This window comes from Oceanicaulis sp. UBA6590 (assembly GCF_002433705.1).
Lineage (GTDB): Bacteria > Pseudomonadota > Alphaproteobacteria > Caulobacterales > Maricaulaceae > Oceanicaulis.
The window spans coordinates 1-22300 of record NZ_DJIQ01000002.1; the positions used below are offsets into that span (position 1 = coordinate 1).

Below are 22300 nucleotides of genomic sequence, written 5' to 3' on the forward strand. Positions count from 1 at the left end.
GTCAGCAAGCCGGTCGAGGCCGTATAAAACACCACCGCGCGCGGGAGCCTTATCGGGCTCCATAACAAAACCAATAGACCCATAATCGCCCGGACTGCTCCCGCGCGCCCTGCTCATGCCCTCGCCGTCTTGCGGCGGGGATGGCGGTGTTTCTTCAACCCTCTCAAAACGTCATCCCGGCCTTGAGCCGGGATCTACCGGCTTCATTTCTGTGATCAAAATAGAGCGGTTTCGGTAGATCCCGGATCGCTTCGCGTCCGGGATGACAGAACTGGGAAGTGAGGGGAGACTGGCGAGATGAAGTCTTTCGCCGTTTATATCCTCACCAACAGGCCCAGAGGCGTCCTCTATACGGGGGTGACAAGCGATCTTGTGGGGCGCGTCTGGCAGCACCGCGAAGGCGTGGTTGAGGGCTTCACCACCCGCTATGACGCCAAACAACTGGTCTGGTTTGAAAGGCATCAGGATGTTGAAGCCGCGATCACGCGGGAGAAGCGGATCAAGCGCTGGCGGCGTGACTGGAAACTCGATCTGATCGAGATCGCCAATCCGGGCTGGAAAGGCCTGTGGCCTGAGATATCCCGCTAGCGTCATCCCGGCCTTGAGCCGGGATCCACCAGCTTCATTTCTGCGATCAGAACAGAGCGGTTCCGGTAGATCCCGGATCGCTGCGCGTCCGGGATGACAGGGTGAGGTATTGCTACAACCCCCCGCCCACGCGGTTTTTCCAATAGCCGACATCCTCGGCGTATTTGCCGACCACTTCACCCAGCACCTGGTTGAGCTTGAGGGTGTGAAAGCTGATCCATTCGCCCTGGTCGATTTCTTCCAGCGCGGTCATCGAATTGCCGAGGAAGAAGGCGTAGAGCGCGCCCACCAGGATGAAGAGCACGGGGAAGACCCAGCCCAGCGCTATGATCGTGGCGAAGGGGTTGAAGAGCCCCAGCACCGCCGCAAGGCTGAACAGCGCGATCAGGCCTGCGATGAAGGCGGCGGGCACGAACAGGAGGTAATAGCTCGAATTGCGCGTGATCTGGAACACGACATTGCGCACATAGCTCTCGATGAAGAAGACGCGCAGGGCCAGCCAGTTGATGTTCAGCGTCCACAGGCGCGCCTCGGCGGAGAGCTGTTTGGAATCACGCTCCTCGCCCACGGTGACAGACTTGGCCCGGCCGATGGCGGTGCGGTAATGGTCGTTCAGGCGTGCGCAATAGCGGGTCAGGAAGTTCGCCATCTCCCGCGCGGTGTTGCGCTGATAGGGGGCGTATTCGGCATAATACAGCGCCCACATCACCAGCGCCGCCAGAATGCAGGACCCGGCGCCGAACATCAGCGAGTTGAGCGCCCCGGCGGTGCTTTCCCCGAAGAGATCGCCATGCAGCGGGCCAAAGGCGTCCACCACGCCCACGGCGTTGAGCACGATATTGGCGATCAGCACCACGGACAGGATGGCCGACAGCCAGATCGACAGGCGCCGCACATTGGCGTTCATCAGCTTGCGGGTCTCGTTGAGCATGTACAGAAGCCCGTGCTCGCTATCGGCGAATTGCCGGGCGATCACCGCGCCTTCCACGTCTTCAAACAGGGCGCGCGGATCGGACGCGATGGGGACCTGAGCGCCGAGGAACTTGTCCGCCAGCTCGGCGTAATCCTTGGCGAGGCTGTCGGTCATCTCTTCGGGCATGCGCATGAAGCCCACGCGCACCGCCATCCATTTGAAGATCAGGCCCTGGCGGGAGATGAAGCTCTCCTCATGCGCAAAATCATCGCCCAGCGCGCCTTCCAGCAGGGTCTTGTGACCGGACACCGCCGCCGCCCAGGCGGAGGGGCCCATCTCGCTGGCGCGATTGGGGGCGGATTTCTTGCCCAGGCCAAACAGGCGCAGGACCAGACGGAAGGGAAAGGACAGCCCGCGCAGCAGGCCCGCGCCCAGACGGCTGGCATACTGGCTGATGAAAACGACGAAGAGCGCCAGCGCCAGTCCGACCGCCAGCCCGGCGACAAATTCCGAAATGCTCATAACCCCGTCCAATCCTTGCGGCCCCCTCTGATCCGGCGGTCCCAAGGCGCCGGATCAAAAGGAGTTTAGCCGCAATTCACGGGCGAGGCGAGTAAGGGTTAACGCAAATTCACCCTTAGAACGGGATCCAGTTGCGCTGCCGCGAATAGGCGAGATAGCCCACATTGGCGCCCGCGCGCAGGCCGACGCCCGAGCGGATCGGGGCGAGGGTGATGCCGTCGGCGCGCTGATAGTTCACGCCCATGCCCGCCACCAGATAGGCCGAACCCTCTACGCCCGGAAAGCGCTGATAAAGCCGGTCGGTGTCGTTCAGGCGATAGACGAGGGTGAAGACGCGGCTGGCGTTGCCGCCAGCGTCAAAGCCTACGGTCGGGCCCTGCCAGTAGACCTTCTGCTGGTCCGGGCTGCCTTTCAGGGTCAGATAGCCCTCGCCATAGCGCAGGCCCACGCCCGCCGCGCCGGAGACTTCCTCGCCGGCGATATAGCCCACCGGGCGACCGAGATCTGAGAAGGTGCGCTCGAGCACGGAGGCGGCGGCTTCGGCCGTGACGCCGAAGAAGTCCGCCACCACATCCACCAGCTCCTCATTGGAATAGGTGTCGATATTGGACTGGTAGTCGCTTTGGGGCGCGGCCGCTTCGGCGCTCTGCGCGCGGGGTGATCCCGTGGTCGAGCACGCGCCCAGCGCGAGCGCCAGCGCAGTGGTGGTGATCAGTGAAAGCGAGGATCGTTTGAACATGATGTCCTGCCTTTTCATCCTGTTGTCTTCGCCCTGACGGTGACGGGCAATTGGGGCTGCGTTGAGGCGAAAGGGTGAAGACTGTCTTAACAGGGCCTCTTCCCCCGTCTTCACTGCCAATCTGCTTGGCGAGCGGCCTTCCCAATGCTAACTCCCGCCACATGAGCACAGATCCGTCCCTGATCCGAAATTTTTCCATCGTTGCGCACATCGACCACGGCAAATCGACCCTGGCCGATCGCCTGATCCAGCACACTGGCGGTCTGACCGACCGCGAGATGAAGGAGCAGGTGCTCGACAATATGGAGCTTGAGCGCGAACGCGGCATCACCATCAAGGCCCAGACCGTGCGTCTGGAATACACCGCCAAGGATGGGAACACCTACGCGCTGAACCTGATCGACACGCCCGGCCATGTGGACTTCGCCTATGAAGTCTCCCGCTCGCTGTACGCGTGTGAAGGCGCGCTCCTGGTGGTGGACGCCGCCCAGGGGGTCGAGGCGCAGACGCTGGCGAATGTCTACGCCGCGATCGATGTGGACCTCGAGATCGTGCCGGTGCTCAACAAGATCGACCTGCCCGCCGCAGAGCCGGACCGGGTGAAGGCCCAGATCGAGGATGTGATCGGCATTGACGCGTCCGACGCCATCGAGATTTCCGCCAAGACGGGCCTCGGGATCGACAATGTGCTCGAAGCCATCGTCACCCGTCTGCCGGCGCCGAAATCCGGTGATCCGAGCGCGCCGCTCAAGGCGCTGCTGGTGGACAGCTGGTATGACCCCTATCTCGGGGTCATCTGTCTGGTGCGGATCATCGAGGGCACGCTGAAAAAGGGCATGCGCGTGCGCCTGATGGGCGCCAAGGCCAGCTATGGCGTGGACGGGGTGGGCGTGTTCACCCCCGCCAAGGAAAACCGGGACAGCCTGGGCCCGGGCGAGATCGGCTTCCTGAACGCCTCGATCAAGCAGGTGCGCGATGCGCGCGTCGGCGACACCATCACCGAGGAAAAACGCCCCACCGACTCCATGCTGCCGGGCTTCGAGCCCGCCGTGCCGGTGGTGTTCTGCGGCCTGTTCCCGGTGGATGCGGCCGACTTTGAAGACCTGCGCGATGCCGTGGAGCGTCTGGCGCTCAACGATGCCTCCTTCAGCTTCGAGATGGAAACCTCCGCCGCGCTGGGCTTTGGCTTCCGCTGCGGCTTCCTGGGATTGCTGCACCTGGAGGTCATCCGCGAGCGGCTCGAGCGCGAATACAATGTGGACCTCATCACCACCGCGCCGTCCGTGGTCTACAAGATGCAGCTCACCGACGGAACCGAGATCGATCTGCACAACCCCGCCGACATGCCCGATCCGGTGAAGATCGCCTCCATCGCCGAGCCGTGGATCAAGGCGACTATTCTGGTGCCGGACGAATATCTCGGCGGCGTCCTGAAGCTGTGTCAGGACCGTCGCGGCGTGCAGCTCGAGCTCACCTATGCCGGCGCGCGCGCCATGCTGGTCTATGAGCTGCCGCTCAACGAGGTGGTGTTTGACTTCTATGACCGCCTGAAATCGGTCACCAAGGGCTATGCCAGCTTCGACTACCAGTTCATCGAGCACCGCGAGGAAGACCTCGTGAAAATGTCGATCCTCGTCAACGAAGAGCCGGTGGACGCCCTGTCGATGATCGTGCACCGCTCGCGCGCCGACATGCGCGGTCGCGCCATGTGCGAGAAGCTGAAAGAGCTGATCCCCCGGCACATGTTCAAGATCCCGATCCAGGCCGCCATTGGCGGCCGCGTGATCGCGCGCGAAACCTTGTCTGCAATGCGCAAGGACGTGACCGCCAAATGCTATGGCGGCGACGCCACCCGCAAGCGCAAGCTTCTGGAAAAGCAGAAGGCCGGCAAGAAGAAGATGCGCCAGTACGGCAATGTCGAAATCCCGCAGGAAGCGTTCATTGCGGCGCTCAAGATGGACGACGATTAGGCGTTGGGTGCTTTGCGAACCCAAAAAAGCCCCGGCCGATGGCCGGGGCTTTTGCGTTCAGGAGCGCGATGATTGCGCTAGTGACCGTGATCTTCGGGCTCGGGATCTTGAGGATCAGAGGCTCCGGTTTCACCCTCATCGCTCATCTCGTGACCGTCATGACTCATCGCGCCCATCTCGGGATCAAGCTCGGGGGCGGCGTCGCGGACGGGGAGGGTGACGGTGAGGGTTTCGCCGTCGGCGAATTCCAGCGTCAGGGTCATCTCGCCGTCTTCGAGGTCTTCAGGGTTCACGCCGAAGATCATCATGTGGTCGCCGCCCGGCGCAAGGCTCATCGCGCCGCCTGCGGGAATGTCGAGGCTGTCCACATGGCGCATGCGCATGACCGCGCCATCCATGGCCATGGTGTGCAGCTCCACCGCGTCCGCTTCTTCGGTGGAGGCGCCCACGAGCTGGCCGCCCGGCGCGCCGGCGGTGAGGGTGACAAAGCCGGCGGTGACGTCGCGGCCGCCCAGCGGATTGCGCACCCAGCCTTCGATCACGGCGTATTCGGCCGGCTCGTTGCTCACCGGCGCCTCTTCGGCGGGCGAGCAGGCGGCGAGGGTCAGAACGCTCAGCGGGGCAGCAGCAAGAAGGGCGCGTTTGAACATGTCATCTCTCCATGTGAGACGGGCGAGGTGATCCACCCCGCCCGGTCCCGGTTCGCCAAGACATGGCGAGTTTTTTCAAGCCGCGCAAGCGTACGGCCTGCGGCGATTAGGCGCCCCAATAGCCGATCAGTTTTTTCACTTCCGCCATCACCGGCCGGGCGGCGTTGCGGGCGCGCTCGGCGCCGTCCTTCAGCACCGCGTCGATCTCGCTCTTGTCGTTGAGCAGGCGCGCATATTCCTCACTCACAGGGGCGATGTATTCCACCGCGGCTTCTGCGAGTTTGGGTTTGAAGACCCCGAAGCCCTGCCCGCCGAACTCGCCCAGCACCTCGGCCACCGACTGGCCGGTGAGCGCAGCGTAAAGACCCACAAGGTTCTTGGCCTCGGGACGATCATTGAGGCCCTCTGCGGTTTCGGGCAGGGGTTCGGGATCGGTCTTGGCCTTCTTGATCTTGCGCGCAATCGTGTCGGCATCATCGTGCAGATTGATGCGCGCATTGTCGCTGGGATCGGACTTGGACATCTTCTTGGTCCCATCCTTGAGCGACATGATCCGCGCGCCGGTCGGCAGGATCACGGGCTCGGGCTGGGGCAGGATGATCTCGTCGCCGCCAAAATCGCGATTGAAGCGGGCGGCGATGTCGCGCGCCAGCTCCAGATGCTGTTTCTGGTCATCGCCCACAGGCACATGGGTCGCCTTGTACACCAGGATGTCCGCCGCCATCAGCACCGGATAGGTGAACAGGCCCACGCTGGCGCGTTCGGCGTCCTTGCCGGAGCCCGCCTTGTCCTTGAACTGGGTCATGCGCTCCATCCAGCCCATGCGGGCCACGCACTGGAGCACCCAGTTGAGCTCGGCATGCTCGGGCACGGCGGACTGCGCGAAGATGGCGCTGCGCTTGGGATCCACGCCCGCCGCGATATAGGCGGCGGCGACTCCGCGCACCCGGTCGGGCAGTACGGCGGGATCGTACTCCACCGTCATGGCGTGCATGTCGACCGCGCAGAAGAAGCATTCCTTGCCGCTGTCCTGCATCGGCACCCAGTTCTTCAGCGCGCCCAGATAATTGCCCAGATGCAGCCCGCCTGTGGGCTGCATGCCGGACAGAATGCGTTCAGGGCCGGAATAGGCGGGCGTCGCGTCAGTCATGGGAGTTTCCGCTAGAGAACAAGGGTCGAGGAAGGCTGTGTCTTAAAGCGCGCGCGCCCGGGCCTCAAGCGTCCGTGCCGGCTTGGGGCTGTTCGGTGACCGCGGCGCCCGGATCACGCTTGAGCGCGCCCAGCAATTCCTGCGGCCGCAGCCCGCCCAGCAACAGGGTGGACGCCACGAAGACGGCGAGACCGGAGACCACGAGAACCCCCATCCAGACCAGCGCGGTCAGGGCGGCGCCCAGCGGCGCGGCGAGGGCCGCCGTGACAGGCGCTTCGGCGAAACGCACGATCAGCCAGAGCGCGGCCATCATTACGAGACAGGCGAGAACGATCCGGGACAGGCGATGTTTCAGGCGCGGGTCAGCAATGAATTGCCCTCGACGCACCAAGGTCCCGCCAAGCAGGATGGCGTTCAGCCAGCCCGCCAGCGTGGTTCCGAGCGCCAGGCCGGCATAGCCCATGGGCCCGAAGAACAGCGCCACGCCGACCAGCAGGTTCACGACCATGGAGGCGGCGGCGAACTTCATCGGCGTCAGCGTATCCTCGCGGGCGAAGAAGCCCGGCGCGAACACCTTGATCAGCACGAAGGCGGGCAGACCCGCCGCGTAGATCGCCAGCGCCAGCGCGGTGCGGGCGGTGTCTGACCCGTCAAAGGCGCCGCGCTGGAACAGGCCGGCCACGACCGCGTCCGGGATCACGAGAAGGGCGGCGGCGGCCGGCAGGGTCAGCGCCATGGAAATCTCGATCGCGCGGTTCTGGCCGCCCATGGCGCCGGCGTCATCGCCGGCGCGCAGGCGCTTGGACAGGGCCGGCAGAAGCGCCACCCCCATGGCGATGCCGATCACGCCCAGCGGCAGCTGATAGAGCCGTTCCGCATAATAGATCCAGGATCGGGCGCCCTCCTGAAGGGTGGCGATGGAGCCGGAGACCAGCTGATTGACATGGGTCACGCCGGCGGCGGCTGCGCCGGGCACGCCCAGGACGATCAGGCGCTTGACGCCCGAGGTCAGACGCGGGGCCTGGAAGGTGAGCCGGATGCCCGCGCGGCGCGCCGTGACATACAGCCAGCTCGTCTGGAGCACGCCCGAGACCGTGACGCCGATCGACAGCCACAGCGCCAGGTCCCGGCGCTCTCCGGGCGCGAACAGCAGCACGCTGATCAGCACCACGTTCAGAAGGATGGGCGCCGCGGCTGCGGTGGCGAAACGGGCATGGGAGTTGAGCGCGCCCGAAATCATCGCCGCCATCGACATGCACAGCAGATAGGGCATGGTGATCTGGGTCATCAGCACGGCGAAGGCGAACAGGTCCGGATCGCTGATGAAGCCCGGTCCCAGCGGATACATCAGCCAGGGCATGACGATCTGCGCCAGCACGACAATGCCGAGCACGGACACGGTCAGCACGGACAGGACCTCGCTGGCGAAGCGGTCGGCCTCCGCGGCGCCCTCGCCTTCCAGCCGTCGGGCATAGAGCGGGATGAAGGCGGAGTTGAAGGCGCCCTCGGCGAAGATGCGGCGGAAGAGGTTGGGGAAGGTCAGGGCGGTGAAGAAGGCGTCGGTGAGCGGTCCGGCGCCCAGGCGCGCCGCCAGGAGGATGTCCCGCGTCACGCCGAAAAACCGGCTCAGAAGCGTGAACCCGCCCACAACTGCAGAAGAGCGCAACAGACGCATGATCTATCGTCCTGCGCTGGCGGGCGTGGAGACCAGGCCCTGCCTGGCGCGGTGCACGGCGACCGCCTCTTCCGCGTCGGCGAGAACATTCATCAACTGCACCTTGATCCCCGCCAGTCGGGCGTCGCCCGACGGCTTGCCGCCCTGTTCCGTGACATAGAAGGTGTCGACGGCGCGTTCTCCATAGCCGTCAATCCGGGCCGCCTCCAGCGACAATCCGATGTCGGACAGGGTTTTCGCCAGCGCATGCAGGAGGCCGGGGCGGTCGCGCCCCGTCGCCTCGATCACCAGTGCGTCATCGGACGCCTCGAGATCAAGATTGACCGAGGGCGTCACGGTGAAGGCGGCTTCGCGGCGGCGCAGGGGTTTGAGCATGGACCGGGCGTCATCGCCGGACAGTCCGTGCTCGGCGGCGGACTGCACGCTGTCGCGCAAGCGGTCCTGGATATAGCTGTCTGACCAGCCAAAGGGCTTGCCGCCCTGTTCCTGCACATAGAAGACGTCAAAGGCGCGCCCGTCCGAAGTGGTGGTCACCTGCGCGCCGACAACATTGGCGCCCTCGCGCGACAGGGCGCCGGCGATGTCGGCGAAAAGACCATGCCGGTCAGGGGTCAGCACCATGACCTCGGTGGCCGAGCGGCGCTTGTCGGTGCGCACGCCGACGCTGGTCGCCTGGCCCCGCTCAAAGGCGGCGCGGGCGAAAGCGGCGTGACGGAAGCGGTCATCCTCGCCGAAGGCCAGCCAGTAGGAATGGTCGAGCACTTCGGTCCAGATTTGGGTGAAGTCGGGATCAATCCGCGACAGGGCCTCATGGAAATGATTGCGCGCCAGCGCCGCGCGTTCGGCCAGCCGGGCGCGGGCCTCGGCCTCGTCGCGCCGGTCTCCGCCTTTCAGGACTGCAGCCGTGGCCTGATAGAGATCGCGCAAGAGCTGGGCCTTCCAGCCATTCCACACGCCCGGTCCCACCGCGCGAATATCCACCACCGTCAGCACGGTCAGAAGGTTGAGTCGGTCCATCGTGCCGACCTTCTCGGCGAAATCGAGCACGGTGCGCGGGTCCGAGAGGTCGCGGCGCTGGGCCACATCGCTCATCTCGAGATGGTTCTCGATCAGCCAGGCGACGAGATCGGTCTCGTGATCGTCCAGCCCCAGACGCGGACAGACCTGACGGGCGTTCTCCCCACCTTCAATGCACTGATCGCCCTTGCCCTTGCCGGTGTCGTGCAACAGCACGGCGAGATGCAGGGCCCGGCGATGCAGGATTTCAGGCGCGAGTTTCGAGGCCAGCGGATGGTCGGCGTTGAGCTTGCCCTGTTCAAGCAGACGCAGAAGACCCAGAGCGTTCAGCGTGTGCTCGTCCACCGTGAAGCGGTGATACATGTTGAACTGGGTGCGCGCGACAATGTCGCCGAATTCGGGGATATAGGCGCCCAGAAGCCCGGCTTCGGTCATGGCGCGCAGGATGATGCGCGGATCATCAGCATCCATCAGCACGGCGAAGAAGCTGCGCGCGGCGCGCGGATCGGTGCGAAACCGCTGGTCGATCTGGCGCAGGCCGCGCCCGATGGCGGCGACGGCGTCCGGGTGCAGATCCAGATGGCGGGCGGCGGCCTTTTCAAACAGGCGCAGCATCATGACCGGATCGGTTTCGGGCGCCTGGGGGTCGGCGAAATCGAGCCGACCGGCGTGCAGGATGAAGCCCCGCTCGGCGAGCTCGGCCTCATTCGCGACGCCGTCCGCCGGCAGGAATCGCCCGCCGGGCGGGTCCTTCAGCTCGTCGGCTTCGAGCTTGGCGCAGACCAGACGGGTCAGCGCGCCCACATCGATCGCTTTCAGGAAATAGCTGCGCATGAAGGCCTCGACGCCGAGCTGGTCGTCGGTGTCCTCAAAGCCCATGCGGCGCGCGATCTCGGGCTGCAGGTCAAAGGTCAGCCGATCATCCTTGCGGCCTGCCAGCGCGTGCAGGTGGAAGCGGACGGTCCAGAAGAAATCCGCCGCGCTGAGATAGCGCTTCACATCGTCGATGGAGAACAGGCCGGCCACCACCCAGCGTTCCAGCGCATCGTCGCCGTACAGGATTTGCGCCAGCCAGCGCAGGGTCTGAAGATCGCGCAGCGCGCCCTTGCCGTCCTTGATATTGGGTTCGACCGCATAGCGGCTGTCGCCCTGCCGGTCCACGCGCTCATCGCGCTCGGCCAGCTTGGCGGCGGCGAACTCGGCGTCATTCTTGATGCGGATCTCTTCGTCGAACCGGGTGTGCATCTGACGCACCAGGCGGATATCGCCGGAGATGGAGCGCAGATCGAGCAGGGCCGTGCGTTCGGACAGGTCTTCCTTGGCCAGCGCCAAGGCTTCATCGAGGGTGCGCACCGCGCCCCCGCCGATTTGCAGTCCCGCATCCCAGATGGCGTACTGGGTCTGCTCGATCACGGCCCGGGCGTATTCAGGCGGCGCGTCAGAGGTCAGGAAAACGAGATCGATATCTGATTGCGGCGCCAGTTCGCCCGCGCCATACCCGCCGAGCGCGCACAGGGCGATGCCCTCGATCGCATCCTCGGTGTAGTCCGAAATGATGGAATCAAACAGCGCCCGCAGCGCGGCGTTCATCACGCCCGACCAGGTGCGCGCCGCTTCCAGCCCGCCCTCTGCGCCATTCAGGCGCGTGTCAGCCAAGGCCCGTCCCTTGTCGAGATAGCGTTTGAGCCGGGTCATGGCCAGCTGGCGATTGGCGGGCTTGTCCCAGCCGTCGCGCGTGGCGGCGGACAGTTCGGCGCGCAGGCGCAGGCCATCAAGGCCCGCAGGGAGTGTGGTGGGTCGCATGGCTTGATTTTATGCGAGTGCGAAGGCGGCGTCAGCCTCAGTTTTCGCTCAAGGCCTTAAGCGCATACAGCACGTCCAGCGCTTCGCGCGGGGTCAGGCTGTCCGGGTCAATCGCTTTCAGCCGCTCCTCAACCGCGCTGGGCTTCGCCTCCGGCTCAACGCTGAGCGCGGAGAACAAGGGCAGATCGGCCAGCGCCGCGGCGGGCGCATCATCGCTTTCGAGGCGATCGAGGATCTCCTGCGCCCGCTTGACCGCCGCCTTGGGCAGGCCGGCGCGCTTGGCGACCTCGACGCCATAGGAGCGGTCGGCGGGACCTTTCTGCACTTCGTGCAGGAAGATCAGCTCGCCCTTCCATTCCTTGGCCTTGAGCGAGCTGTTGCCTGCGGCGTCCAGCTCTTCGGCGAGCCGGGTCAGCTCGTGATAGTGCGTCGCGAACAAGGCCCGGCTGCGATTGACCGCATGCAGGTGCTCGACCGCCGACCAGGCGATGGACAGGCCGTCAAAGGTCGCCGTGCCGCGCCCGATCTCGTCCAAGATCACCAGGGCGCGCGGCCCGGCCTGATTGAGGATGGCGGCGGTCTCGATCATTTCCGCCATGAAGGTCGAGCGCCCGCGCGACAGGTCATCGGCGGCGCCAACGCGGGAGAACAACCGGTCCACCAGGCCGATACGCGCGGATTTGGCGGGCACATAGAGCCCGGCCTGGGCGAGGATCGCCATCAGCGCGTTCTGCCGCAGGAAGGTCGATTTACCCGCCATGTTCGGCCCGGTGACCAGCATCAGGCGCGGATGCTCGCCCCCGGCGCCATCGAGATGACAGCCATTGGGGGTGAAACGGCCTTCGCCGGAGCGTTCGAGCGCGCGTTCGACCACCGGATGCCGTCCGCCCTCGATATCAAAGGCGAGGCTGTCTTCGACCTGCGGACGCTCGGCGCCGGTTTCCTCGGCCCAATGGGCGGTGGCGGCGGCGACATCAAGGCTTGCCAGCGCTTGCGATGCGCGGCGGATGGGCGCGTCCAGCGCCTCGATGCGGCTGCGGAAGGCCTCAAAGATTTCAAGCTCCAGCGCCAAAGCTCGCTCACCCGCCTGGGCGATCTTGGCTTCCAGCTCGCCCAGCTCCGGGGTGGAGAAGCGCACCGCGTTCGCCATGGTCTGGCGGTGGATGAAGGCGTCATCGCCCATCAGCGCGTCGGCGTTCTTGGCGCTCACCTCGATGAAATAGCCCAGCACATTGTTGTGCTTGACCTTGAGCGCGCTGACGCCCGATTGCTCGGCATAGGTCGCCTGCAGGCCCGCCACGATGCGGCGGGAGTCGTCACGCAGCTTGCGCGCTTCATCCAGCGCAGGCGTCCAGCCCGGCGCAATGAAGCCGCCATCGCGCGCCAGAAGCGGGGGTTCGGCCACCAGCGCCTGACTGGTCTCCTGCACCAGGCTCGCAAGCTCGGGATTCTGCGCCAGCGACAGGGCGTTCAGTGCGCGGTCGATCAGGGCGGGCGGCGCATTCAGCGGATCCTTGGCGAACCCGGCAATGAGCTTCTCGCCTTCCTTGAGCGCGCGGGAGAGCTGGGCGAGATCGCGCGGACCGCCCCGGCCCAGCAAGAGCCGTGACAGGCAGCGCGCCGGGTCGCCCGCCGCTTTCAGCCGCTCGCGGGTCTGTTCGCGCAGGCTGCGGTTTTCCAGAAAGTATTGCGCCGCATCGAGCCGGTCATGGATTTCGGGCAGGCTCATGGACGGACGCGCCAGTCGGTCGGCCAGCAAACGCGCGCCCGGTGCGGTGAGGGTGCGATCAATCGCGTCGATCAGCGATCCCTTGCGCGAGCCCTGCAGGGTGCGGTCGATCTCCAGACTCATCCGCGCCGCCGGGTCGATGACCATGGCTGCGCCCGACGGCAGGCTTTGCGGCGGACGCAGGCGCGCCGGCGCGCCGGCCTGAGACAGTTCGAGATAATCCAGAAGCGAGCCCAGCGCCGACAGCTCGGCTTTTGAGAAGGCGCCGAAGCCATCAAGGCTTTGCACCTCAAAGCGCTGCTTGAGGCGACGTTCGCCCGCGCCGGAATCAAACTTCGCCCTGGCGCGGGGGGTGATCACGGCGTGGGGCGCCAGCTCACTGGCGAGCCTGGCGTCCTCATCCGCGCACAGGATTTCGGACGGGTTGAGCGCGGCCAGTTCCGCTTCCAGCCCGTTCGCGTCCAAGCTCATGGCGGCGAATTCGCCATCGGACACGTCCGCCCAGGCGAGCGCCGCCTCGCCGGACGCCAGCCGCGCCATGGCGGCGATGCGGTTGGCGGCGCGGGCGTCCAGAAGATCATCCTCGGTCAGCGTGCCGGGGGTGACGATGCGGGTGATGCCGCGCCGGACGACCGATTTCGCGCCGCGCTTCTTGGCTTCGGCGGGGTCTTCCAGCTGTTCGCCGACAGCAACCTTGAAGCCCGCCTTGATCAGGCGCGACAGATAGATCTGGGCGTTGTGCACCGGCACGCCGCACATCGACACCGGCTCGCCCTGATGCTCGCCGCGCTTGGTGAGTGCGATGTCGAGCGCTTCAGAGGCGCGCACCGCATCGTCAAAGAACAGCTCGTAAAAATCGCCCATGCGGTAGAACAACAAGGCGTCCAGCGGCGCTTCAGCGCGCAGTTCCAGGAACTGCACCATCATGGGCGTGCCGCCTTCGGAGGTGGGGAAGGCGCGAGCGTTCAGCGCGGCGGGATCAGCATGGCGAGTCATGCGCGCAAGTTAACTGCGCCAACGTCCGCCGCAAGTGTGACAGCGCGTGATTTGCTGTCTGCCGCGAAGCGGCTAGTGTGCTTATTCATACCTGTCCACATCCCTTGTTTTCCGAGCCAGACATGACTGACCGCCGTTCACGCGTCGATGACGAAGAAGCCCTGAACTTCCACCGCTATCCCAAGCCCGGAAAACTGGCGATGTCCGCCACCAAGCCCATGGCGACCCAGCGCGATCTGTCGCTGGCCTACAGCCCGGGCGTGGCCGCGCCGGTGAAGGCGATCGCCGAGGATCCCGACCTCGCCTACGATTACACCTCCAAGGGCAATATGGTCGCGGTGATCTCGAACGGCACCGCCATTCTGGGCCTTGGCGATCTCGGGGCCATGGCGTCCAAGCCGGTGATGGAAGGCAAGTCGGTGCTCTTCAAGCGCTTCGCCGACGTGGATTCCATCGATATCGAGGTGGATGAGAGCGACCCCGAGGCCTTCATCGAATGCGTGCGCCGCTTCGGCGCCAGCTTCGGCGGCATCAATCTCGAGGACATCAAGGGCCCCGATTGCTTCATCATCGAGGAGAAGCTGCGCGAATATCTCGATATTCCCGTCTTCCACGATGACCAGCACGGCACCGCCATCATTTCCGCCGCCGGCATCATCAATGCCTGCGAACTCTCGGGCAAGGACATCACCACGCTCAAGGTCGTGGTGAACGGCGCGGGGGCGGCGGGCATCGCGGTGCTGGAGCTGATCAAGGCGATGGGCGTCAAGCATGACAACGCCATCCTGTGTGATTCCAAGGGCGTCATCTACAAGGGCCGCGACCATGGCATGAACCAGTGGAAGTCCGCCCATGCCGCCGATACCGAGGCGCGCACGCTGGAAGAGGCGATGAGCGGCGCGGACTGCTTCATCGGCCTGTCAGTCAAGGGCGCGGTGACCAAGGAAATGGTCCGCTCCATGGCGGCCGATCCGATCATCTTCGCCATGGCGAACCCGGACCCCGAGATCACCCCCGAAGAAGTGCGCGAGGCGCGCTCTGACGCCATCATGGCGACCGGCCGGTCTGATTATCCCAATCAGGTCAACAATGTGCTGGGCTTTCCGTACATTTTCCGCGGCGCGCTGGATGTGCGCGCGCGCACCATCAATGAAGACATGAAGATCGCCGCCGCCCAGGCCCTGGCCGAGCTGGCGCGCGAGGATGTGCCTGATGAAGTGGCCGCCGCCTATCACGGCGCGCGCCCGACCTTCGGCAAGGACTACATCATCCCCGCCCCGTTCGATCCGCGCCTGATCAGCCATGTGCCGCCCTATGTGGCGCAGGCGGCGATGGATTCCGGCGTGGCGCGCAAGCCCATCGCCGACATGGATCAGTACAAGGCCGCTCTGGCGCGTCGTCTCGACCCGACGGCCGCGATCCTGCAATCGATTCATGACGATGTGCGTGCGTGCGAGCCCAAGACCATTGTCTTCGCCGAGGGCGAGGAGCCGTCGGTCATTCGCGCCGCCTACGCGTTCCAGAACCAGGGTCTGGGCGAGGCGATCCTCATTGGTCGCGAAGAGACGGTTCACGCAAACATGCGGCTTCTGGGCGTTCAGTCAGACGCCATCCGCATCGTCAATGCGCGCCTGTCGGACAAGAATGCGGACTATGCCGACTTCCTGTTCAAGCGCCTGCAGCGCCGGGGCTATCTGCGCCGGGACGTGCAGCGTCTGGTGAACAACGACCGGAACGTCTTCGCCGCCTGCATGGTGGCGCTGGGAGACGCCAACGGCATGGTGACGGGCGTGACGCGCAACTACGCCCAGGCGCTGGGCGATGTGAAGCTGGTGCTCGACACCGCCGAGAACGAACGCGTGATGGGGATGAGCCTTGTGCTGTCGCGCGGCCGCACGCTCTTCATCGCCGACACCAACGTCACCGAATTCCCCAGCCCCGAAGCGCTGGCGGATATTGCGGTGGAGACCGCCGCAGCCGCCAAACGCTTCGGCGTCACCCCGCGCGTGGCCTTCCTGTCCTATTCCACCTTCGGCAATCCGTCGGGCGATCGCGCCGACGCGATCCAGAAGGCGGTCAGCTATCTGGATGAGCGGGGCGTGGATTTCGAGTACGAGGGCGAGATGAACGCCGATGTGGCGCTCGACCCCGATCACCGTCGCCTCTATCCGTTCTCGCGCCTGTCCGGCCCGGCGAATGTGCTGGTGATGCCGGCCATCCACTCGGCCTCCATCGCCACCAAGCTGATGCGCGCCGCGGGCGGCGCCACCGTGCTGGGTCCGATGCTGGTGGGGCTTGAGAAGCCGGTGCAGATCGCGCGTCTGGGCGCCAGCGTGAACGACATTCTCACGCTCGCAGCCCTGGCCGCGCACGACCTGTCAGAAGAGCGGGCGGAGAAGGCGGCGGAGTAGTTACTCCGCCTTGCCCTCTGCGGTTTCATCAGAGCTGTTTTCTGTGGTCCGGCGCTCGGCGAACTTGAACTGCCCCTTCGCCGCCGCCGGGCCCCAGCCCAGCACCAGCGCCAACAGGAATGCCGCCGGCACGGTCCAGCCTGCAGTGAGGATGAAGAACCACACCCAGCCCACCTGATCGGCCAGCACGCCGGAAAAGCCCGCCATGAATTTCGGCAGGAGGGCGTAGAACGAACTCAACAGGGCGTACTGGGTCGCCGCGTTCTCCGGGTCCACCAGGCTCGAGAGGTAGGCGATGAACACCGTCGTCACGAAGCCGCCCGCCAGATTGTCACCGACCACCGCAATCGTGAGCTTGCCCAGATCGTCAGGGCCGGCCGTGGCGGCCAGCCAGGCATAGGCGCCATTGGTGATCAGGGTGATCACCAGGCCGATGACCAGGGCGCGCATCATGCCGAACCGCATGCTGGCGATGCCGCCCAGGAACAGGCCCGTCATGGTGGCGATGAGGCCCGGCCCGCCCTGAATGCCGCCCACCGCGTCACGCGGAAAGCCGAGGTCGGAATAGAGCGGGGCGGCCATCACGCCCATGGTGAAATCGCTGATCCGGTAGAGCGTGACCAGCATGAGCACCGGCAACAGCCACCAGCCCAGACGCCCGATGAATTGTCGGAAGGGGTCAACGACGGCCTTGACGATCTTCTCAGGCAGCGACCCGGTCAGGGCGTGCTTGTAGGCAGCTGTCGCAGGCTCTTTCATGAAGAAAACAAGGCCCGCCGAGATCGCCATTGCGGCGGCCATGGCCAGGAAGGACCAGTTCCAGTCCGCCCATTCGGAAATGGCGAGGCCCAATCCGGACGTCATGTAGGCGACGCGGTATCCCAGCGAATACCCCGCGGCCATGTTCGCCTGCATGTCATTGGGGGCGCTTTCGATGCGCCAGGCGTCGATGGCCACGTCCAGCGTCGCGCTGGAATAGGCCAGCAGCAAGGCCGCGATGGCGACCGGGGCAAGCCCCTGGGTCGGATCGGTCTGGGAGATGATCACCAGCGCGATCACCGTTCCTGAAATCGCGGTGACGATCCAGGACCGACGGGGTCCAAGAAGCTTGGCGAGAAACGGGATCTGCACCCGGTCAATGATCGGCGCCCAGAGGAATTTCAGGGTGTAGGACAGGGTCACCCAGTAGAAGAAGCCGATGGTGGACCGCTCGATCCCGGCGTCACGCAGCCAGTAGGACAGCTTCTGGAACACCATGTAGAGCGGCAGGCCGGAGGCGAAGCCCAGCACGATCATCGAAAGCATGACCGGGGTGAAATACACCCGGACCGTTTGCCGCCAGCTGCGCTGGGGCTGAGTGACGTCCTGCGACATGGTTTTCCCTCGTCAGATCACCCGAAACTGGCCCGGTTTTGCGGGGCGCACAAGCCGGTGAGGGTTTCGATCAGCGCCTGGGGCTGCAAGGGCTTGGTCAAGAAGGCGTCCATGCCGGCGGTGAGGCAGGCTTCGCGGTCGTCCTCGGTGGCGTTCGCGGTCAGCGCGATCAGGGGCAGGGCTGCAACATGGCTCCTGAGGCTGCGAATGGCGGCGGCGGCCTCGAGCCCGCTCATCTCGGGCATGCGCATGTCCAGAAGCGCGGCGTCAAACCGACCGCCGGACACCGCTTCCAGAGCGGCGCGGCCTGTGTCGACCACCTCCACACCGGCGCCGAGCCGGGTCAGCACGGTGCGGGCGATCATGGCGTTCACCGGATCGTCCTCGGCGACCAGCACGGTCAGCCCGTCCAGCGCCCGTTCGGGAACCACAGGCGCAGACGCGACTTCATCCTCAAGCTCAAGCCCTTGCGCATAGGCTGCGAGCGAGCTCAGCCGCACCGGAGACACCAGCCAGCCATCAATGCCGGGCTGTCCGTCCTTGCGGGTGAAACGGTCCTTGGTCCGCGGCTCGGCGAGCACGAGAATGCGCAATTGCGGCGCGGCCTCCTTGAGCGCCGGCGCCTGCGCGGCCCAGTCCGCGTCCAGAATGAGCGTGGCGGGGCCCTGTGCGTCTTCCAGCAGGGTTTCGATGCCGTAGAGGGTTTCGGTCTCCAGGGCGACGCCGCCCAGGGCTTCCGCTTTCAGGCGCAGGGCTTCGCGTCTTATGGCGGAGTCGGACGCGATGATGATCGTCCGTCCGGACAAGGGCCGTTCCTCGGGCGGCGGGGCGAGGGCCCGCGCGGGGAAGCGCGTCCAGAAGGTCGCGCCCTGTCCGGGTTCGGAGCTGACCCCGACCTCGCCCTCCATGGCTTCGGCGAGCCGCTTGACCATGGCCAGCCCGAGGCCGGCGCCCGGCGTGGCGTTGTGCTCGGCGGCGCCGCGTTCGAAATGCTTGAAGAGCGTGGATTGATCCGTTTTGGAAATGCCCGGGCCTGTGTCCTTGAAGATCAGGCTCAGCTCGCCATCATGATAGCTGGCCTGAACGATCACGCCGCCGGTTTCAGTGAATTTCACGGCATTGCCGCCCAGATTGAACAGGATCTGACGCAGGCGAGCGGGGTCGGCGCGGATCTCTGCGGGCACGTCAGAGGAAATGGCGTGGGCCAGCGCCAGGCCTTTCTCGGCCGCGCGCGTGGCGAGGATTTCACAGGCGTCCTCGATGAGCGCGCGCAAGTCCACGGGTTCCGCACGCAGGGTCAGCCGACCGGCCTCCAGGCGTGACAGATCGAGAATGTCGTCGATGAGGTTGAGCGCGTGCTGGGCGCTGGAGCGGACGGCCTCAAGGTATGCGGCCTGATCGGGATGCAGTCCGCTATCCTTCAACAGCGCGGCGGCGCCGAGGGCGCCCGACAGGGGCGTGCGCAATTCGTGCGTGACCGAGGCGAAGAACACCGACTTGCCCTGCGCCGCCTCGCTGGCTTCGGCGCGTTCGCGGCGCTCCTCGCTGACATCGCGGCCCACCGCGATGGTGCCGCCATCGGCGAGGGTGGTTTCGGACCATTCAATCCAGGCCGCCCCGGCGCGAGTGCGCATGGCGGCGTCATAACGGCGCGGCTGACCGGTTGTGCTGGGGGCTGGCGCCACGGCGAACCAGCGTCCGATCCAGTCCTGGCGTGACCCGCCGAAGGCGTTCAGGAATGCGGCGTTCACCTCGGTGACGCGGCCCGAGGAATCCCGGGCGAGCACGAGCTCCGCCATCGCGTCCAGAAGGGCGCGTTGGGCGCAGGCCGTCTTGGTGTCGGAATCCCATTCACGCTCCATGAACCCTGTTTACGCGCCGCGTGTTAACGAAGCGTCGAAAGGCTCTGGCCCGTGTTCAGCGCGGCAGGCGTGGAGATCGCCTGTCCCTTCGCGCTGGCGCGTCTGGCGCTCAGCGCCTCGGCCACATGAATGCGTCGCACCTGTTCGGACTGGTCAAGATCGGCCAGCGTGCGCGCCACCCGCAGGATCCGGTGATAGCCGCGGGCGGTCAGGCCCAGCGTTTCGCACGCCCTGAGCAACAGGGCGCGGCCCGGCTCGTCCGGGCTGGCGTATTGATCAAAGGCCTCGCCGGTGAGATGGGCGTTGAGCGCGCCGCGCTCCATTTGAATGGCGCGCGCGCTGGCGATGCGGGCCGCCGCCTCCGCCGTGCCTTCGGGCGCTGGGGGCAGTGCGAGATCGGCCGGGGTGACCGGGGGGATGTCGATCTGAAGATCAATCCGGTCGAGCAGCGGCCCGGAGACCCGCGCCTGATAGGACTGGGCGCATTTGGGGCCGCGGGCGCAGGCCTGTCCGTTCTCTCCGGCCCAGCCGCAGCGGCAGGGGTTCATCGCGGCGATCAGTTGAAACCGGGCCGGGAAGGTGATGCGGGCATTGGCGCGCGCCACCGCGATGTCGCCGGTTTCGAGCGGTTGACGGAGACTGTCGAGCACCTGCGGGTGAAATTCGGGCAGCTCGTCGAGAAACAGGACGCCGTGATGGGCGAGCGAGGCCTCGCCGGGCCGGATGCGCGTCCCGCCGCCCACCATCGCCGCCATGGATGCGGAATGGTGCGGCGCCCGGAAAGGCCGGCTGCGCGACAGGCGTCCCCGGTCCAGAAGCCCGGCGACCGACTGCACCATGGAGACTTCCAGCAATTCCTGCGGCGTCAGGGGCGGCAGCAGGCCCGGAGCCCGCGCAGCGAGCATGGACTTGCCCGCGCCGGGCGGGCCGACCATCAGGAGATTGTGGCCGCCGGCGGCGGCGACTTCGAGGGCGCGCTTGGCGGTTTCCTGCCCGCGCACATCGCGCAGATCCTTGCAGGGTCCGGCTTCGATGAGATCGCCTGGCGCGGGGCGGGAGAGCACCTGCCCGCCCTTGAAATGATTGACCAGCTGGATCAGAGAGGCAGGCGCGAGGATGGGCAGTTCGCCCCCTGCCCAGGCCGCTTCCGGACCGCAGCTTTCCGGACAGATGAAACCCAGATCCTGTTCCTGGGCCAGCATGGCGGCGGGCAGGGCCCCGGGCGAGGGCGCGAGCGCGCCGTCCAGACCCAGCTCGCCCAGGACTAGATGCTCGGCCAGCATGTCGGTGGGCAGGACGCCCATGGCCGCCATCAACCCAAGCGCGATCGGCAGGTCGTAATGCGCGCCCTCTTTGGGCCGGTCGGCGGGGGCCAGATTGACGATCAGCCGCTTGGACGGCAGGGACAGCCCCACGGCTGCGAAGGCGGCGCGGACCCGTTCACGACTTTCCGCCACCGCCTTGTCCGCAAGGCCGACAATCATGAAATTGGGCAGGCCGCCGGCAATCTGGACCTGAACATCGACGAGCCGCGCCTGGGCGCCGTCAAAGGCGGCAGAGAAGGTGCGAATACCCATGGCGCCCTCATTCAATGAACATGGTCAGCCGAAAAACACGGTTAACGCGAGTTATCCACAAGGCCGGGAACAGAGCCGGTCAAAACAGGAACATTAATAGAATATATGAAGCCAAACAGTCAACCCACAGGGGAAAAATGGACAAGCACGCCCCAGGCGGGCGCTATCAATCGTTTGAATCTTAACACTTCCGCCGCGAACTATTCGGCCGCGTCCGGCGTCAGATCGCAGACCCGGGCCTGTTGCGCCCCGCGAGCGGGCAGGTCGACGGCTTCATCCGGGGAACGGGTCAGCACCACGACGCGCTCCACGCCGTCCACGAGTGCGGCATGGGCGGCGGCGCGTTCGCTTTCGGCGCTGTCGCGCGCAAAGCCCAGCAGATAGACCACCCCGGAATGGGTCTCGATGTTGAAATTGAGACTGCGAATGGCGCTGTCAGCGGCAAGTCGCGAGCGCACCTGCTGGGTGATCCAGCCATCACGCGTCGCATTGGCGAGGCCGCGCCGTCCGCCGACCTCGATCTCGTTGGACACCGATCTTACGCTCTGAACCGACCAGGCGAGGCATTCGGCATAGACCCGGTCCTCGGCGCGCGGCGCGTGGCCGGTCAGAAGCGCCACGCCTTCGGTGATCTCCACATCCACCCCGTTCAGGGCATAGCCTTCCGCGCGCAGCATGGAGGATTTGAGGGAGACGGACGCATTGAAGTCGTCGATCTGTCGCCCGACCGAGCGACCGGGCTGAAAGGCGGCGCAACTCGTCAGGGCGAGACTGAGGGTCGTCAGAAGGACAATGCGGACCAGAGGCATGACAGGCGCCTTTCTTCGGGCTGAGGACCGGACCCCTGACTAGCTGACGGGCGTGAGAAAACGGTTAACCGGGCGTTACCGCCGACAGCGGCGCTAGATCAGGCGATCAAGGTCTCGATGCTCCAGCGAGAAGGCGCCCTGAATATGACGCGGCCAGCCCTGAGCAGGCCAGAGCATGACATCAAATCGGGGCTGAAGATGATCGACGCCGGCGTGCCGGCTGCGCCACAGGCTGGCGGCGCGGATCAGGCGCATCTGTTGTCTGGGGGTTATGGCCAGACGGGCGGCGTCCACGGTGGGGCGGTGCTTGACCTCGATGAAAGCGAGAACGCCGCCGCGCCGGGCGACGAGATCAAGCTCTCCGACCCCGGTGCGGGCGCGTTCGTCGAGAATTCGCCAGCCCTTCAGACGCAGCCAGAGCGCGCTGATGGCTTCGGTTCGGCGCCCCCGGCGTTCAGCCTGTTCCCGGACCTGCGTCACAGTCCGGCCTCACGCTGTCCGCATGCTTGCCCCCT

General features: G+C 65.8%; 15 protein-coding genes. 3 read left to right on the plus strand and 12 right to left on the minus strand.

Annotated features, from left to right (window positions below; genetic code table 11):
- Nucleotides 1–297 precede the first annotated feature (297 nt).
- The gene (locus tag B2Z70_RS00230) at nucleotides 298–588 is read left to right on the plus strand and encodes a GIY-YIG nuclease family protein (RefSeq protein ID WP_292979818.1); all 291 of its coding nucleotides are present in this window, start codon (nucleotides 298–300) and stop codon (nucleotides 586–588) included.
- Between the two features lie 112 nt (nucleotides 589–700).
- Here B2Z70_RS00230 and B2Z70_RS00235 read toward each other — a convergent pair whose 3' ends face one another.
- Both B2Z70_RS00235 and B2Z70_RS00240 read right to left on the minus strand, forming a co-directional pair.
- Nucleotides 701–2023, minus strand: coding sequence for a hypothetical protein (locus B2Z70_RS00235; RefSeq protein WP_292979819.1), 1323 nt, complete (start codon nucleotides 2021–2023; stop codon nucleotides 701–703).
- 115 nt (nucleotides 2024–2138) lie between these two features.
- Nucleotides 2139–2762 (minus strand): DUF1134 domain-containing protein, encoded by a 624-nt coding sequence (locus B2Z70_RS00240; protein WP_292979821.1) that lies wholly within the window; start codon nucleotides 2760–2762, stop codon nucleotides 2139–2141.
- A 161-nt stretch (nucleotides 2763–2923) separates the two neighbouring features.
- Between B2Z70_RS00240 and lepA the strand changes: the two genes are divergently transcribed.
- On the plus strand, nucleotides 2924–4732 hold the full coding sequence (lepA, locus tag B2Z70_RS00245) for a translation elongation factor 4 (RefSeq protein WP_009802470.1): 1809 nt from the start codon (nucleotides 2924–2926) through the stop codon (nucleotides 4730–4732).
- A 77-nt stretch (nucleotides 4733–4809) separates the two neighbouring features.
- Here the strand turns inward: lepA and B2Z70_RS00250 are convergent, their stop codons facing one another.
- The 5 genes from B2Z70_RS00250 to mutS all read right to left on the minus strand — a co-directional run bounded on the left by B2Z70_RS00250 (nucleotide 4810) and on the right by mutS (nucleotide 13752).
- The gene (locus tag B2Z70_RS00250; RefSeq protein ID WP_292979826.1) at nucleotides 4810–5382 is read right to left on the minus strand and encodes a copper chaperone PCu(A)C; all 573 of its coding nucleotides are present in this window, start codon (nucleotides 5380–5382) and stop codon (nucleotides 4810–4812) included.
- Between the two features lie 106 nt (nucleotides 5383–5488).
- Nucleotides 5489–6532 (minus strand): tryptophan--tRNA ligase, encoded by a 1044-nt coding sequence (gene trpS, locus B2Z70_RS00255; protein ID WP_292979828.1) that lies wholly within the window; start codon nucleotides 6530–6532, stop codon nucleotides 5489–5491.
- Between the two features lie 64 nt (nucleotides 6533–6596).
- The gene (gene murJ / locus B2Z70_RS00260) at nucleotides 6597–8207 is read right to left on the minus strand and encodes a murein biosynthesis integral membrane protein MurJ (protein ID WP_292979830.1); all 1611 of its coding nucleotides are present in this window, start codon (nucleotides 8205–8207) and stop codon (nucleotides 6597–6599) included.
- A 3-nt stretch (nucleotides 8208–8210) separates the two neighbouring features.
- Nucleotides 8211–11027, minus strand: a complete 2817-nt coding sequence (locus B2Z70_RS00265) for a [protein-PII] uridylyltransferase (protein WP_292979832.1) — start codon at nucleotides 11025–11027, stop codon at nucleotides 8211–8213.
- A 37-nt stretch (nucleotides 11028–11064) separates the two neighbouring features.
- A complete protein-coding gene (mutS, locus tag B2Z70_RS00270) occupies nucleotides 11065–13752 on the minus strand; it encodes a DNA mismatch repair protein MutS (RefSeq protein WP_292979834.1) in 2688 nt (895 codons plus the stop codon).
- A 122-nt stretch (nucleotides 13753–13874) separates the two neighbouring features.
- On the opposite strand from mutS, the gene B2Z70_RS00275 reads away from it, so the two are divergent.
- Nucleotides 13875–16163 carry an NADP-dependent malic enzyme gene (locus B2Z70_RS00275; RefSeq protein ID WP_292979836.1) on the plus strand — a complete coding sequence of 763 codons (2289 nt, stop codon included), beginning with the start codon at nucleotides 13875–13877 and terminating at the stop codon, nucleotides 16161–16163.
- Here the strand turns inward: B2Z70_RS00275 and B2Z70_RS00280 are convergent, their stop codons facing one another.
- The 5 genes from B2Z70_RS00280 to B2Z70_RS00300 form a co-directional block, all read right to left on the minus strand.
- Nucleotides 16164–17537, minus strand: coding sequence for an AmpG family muropeptide MFS transporter (locus B2Z70_RS00280; RefSeq protein WP_292979838.1), 1374 nt, complete (start codon nucleotides 17535–17537; stop codon nucleotides 16164–16166).
- A gap of 17 nt (nucleotides 17538–17554) precedes the next feature.
- Nucleotides 17555–19399, minus strand: a complete 1845-nt coding sequence (locus B2Z70_RS00285; protein WP_292979840.1) for a response regulator — start codon at nucleotides 19397–19399, stop codon at nucleotides 17555–17557.
- 23 nt (nucleotides 19400–19422) lie between these two features.
- Entirely contained in the window at nucleotides 19423–20976 is a 1554-nt protein-coding gene (locus tag B2Z70_RS00290) for a YifB family Mg chelatase-like AAA ATPase (protein ID WP_292979842.1), read from the minus strand.
- Nucleotides 20977–21176: 200 nt separating this feature from the next.
- Entirely contained in the window at nucleotides 21177–21785 is a 609-nt protein-coding gene (locus tag B2Z70_RS00295; RefSeq protein WP_009802481.1) for a BON domain-containing protein, read from the minus strand.
- Between the two features lie 93 nt (nucleotides 21786–21878).
- Nucleotides 21879–22265, minus strand: a complete 387-nt coding sequence (locus B2Z70_RS00300; protein ID WP_292979845.1) for a YraN family protein — start codon at nucleotides 22263–22265, stop codon at nucleotides 21879–21881.
- Nucleotides 22266–22300 lie beyond the last annotated feature (35 nt).

Excerpts from the sequence above, each read along its gene's own strand:
- B2Z70_RS00275 (WP_292979836.1), top strand. The coding sequence starts at position 13,875 with ATGACTGACCGCCGTTCACGCGTCGATGACGAAGAAGCCCTGAACTTC.
- B2Z70_RS00265 (WP_292979832.1), bottom strand. The coding sequence starts at position 11,027 with ATGCGACCCACCACACTCCCTGCGGGCCTTGATGGCCTGCGCCTGCGC.
- B2Z70_RS00295 (WP_009802481.1), bottom strand. The coding sequence starts at position 21,785 with ATGCCTCTGGTCCGCATTGTCCTTCTGACGACCCTCAGTCTCGCCCTG.
- B2Z70_RS00235 (WP_292979819.1), bottom strand. The coding sequence starts at position 2,023 with ATGAGCATTTCGGAATTTGTCGCCGGGCTGGCGGTCGGACTGGCGCTG.
- B2Z70_RS00280 (WP_292979838.1), bottom strand. The coding sequence starts at position 17,537 with ATGTCGCAGGACGTCACTCAGCCCCAGCGCAGCTGGCGGCAAACGGTC.
- murJ (WP_292979830.1), bottom strand. The coding sequence starts at position 8,207 with ATGCGTCTGTTGCGCTCTTCTGCAGTTGTGGGCGGGTTCACGCTTCTG.
- lepA (WP_009802470.1), top strand. The coding sequence starts at position 2,924 with ATGAGCACAGATCCGTCCCTGATCCGAAATTTTTCCATCGTTGCGCAC.
- B2Z70_RS00285 (WP_292979840.1), bottom strand. The coding sequence starts at position 19,399 with ATGGAGCGTGAATGGGATTCCGACACCAAGACGGCCTGCGCCCAACGC.
- trpS (WP_292979828.1), bottom strand. The coding sequence starts at position 6,532 with ATGACTGACGCGACGCCCGCCTATTCCGGCCCTGAACGCATTCTGTCC.
- B2Z70_RS00240 (WP_292979821.1), bottom strand. The coding sequence starts at position 2,762 with ATGTTCAAACGATCCTCGCTTTCACTGATCACCACCACTGCGCTGGCG.
- B2Z70_RS00290 (WP_292979842.1), bottom strand. The coding sequence starts at position 20,976 with ATGGGTATTCGCACCTTCTCTGCCGCCTTTGACGGCGCCCAGGCGCGG.
- mutS (WP_292979834.1), bottom strand. The coding sequence starts at position 13,752 with ATGACTCGCCATGCTGATCCCGCCGCGCTGAACGCTCGCGCCTTCCCC.
- B2Z70_RS00250 (WP_292979826.1), bottom strand. The coding sequence starts at position 5,382 with ATGTTCAAACGCGCCCTTCTTGCTGCTGCCCCGCTGAGCGTTCTGACC.
- B2Z70_RS00230 (WP_292979818.1), top strand. The coding sequence starts at position 298 with ATGAAGTCTTTCGCCGTTTATATCCTCACCAACAGGCCCAGAGGCGTC.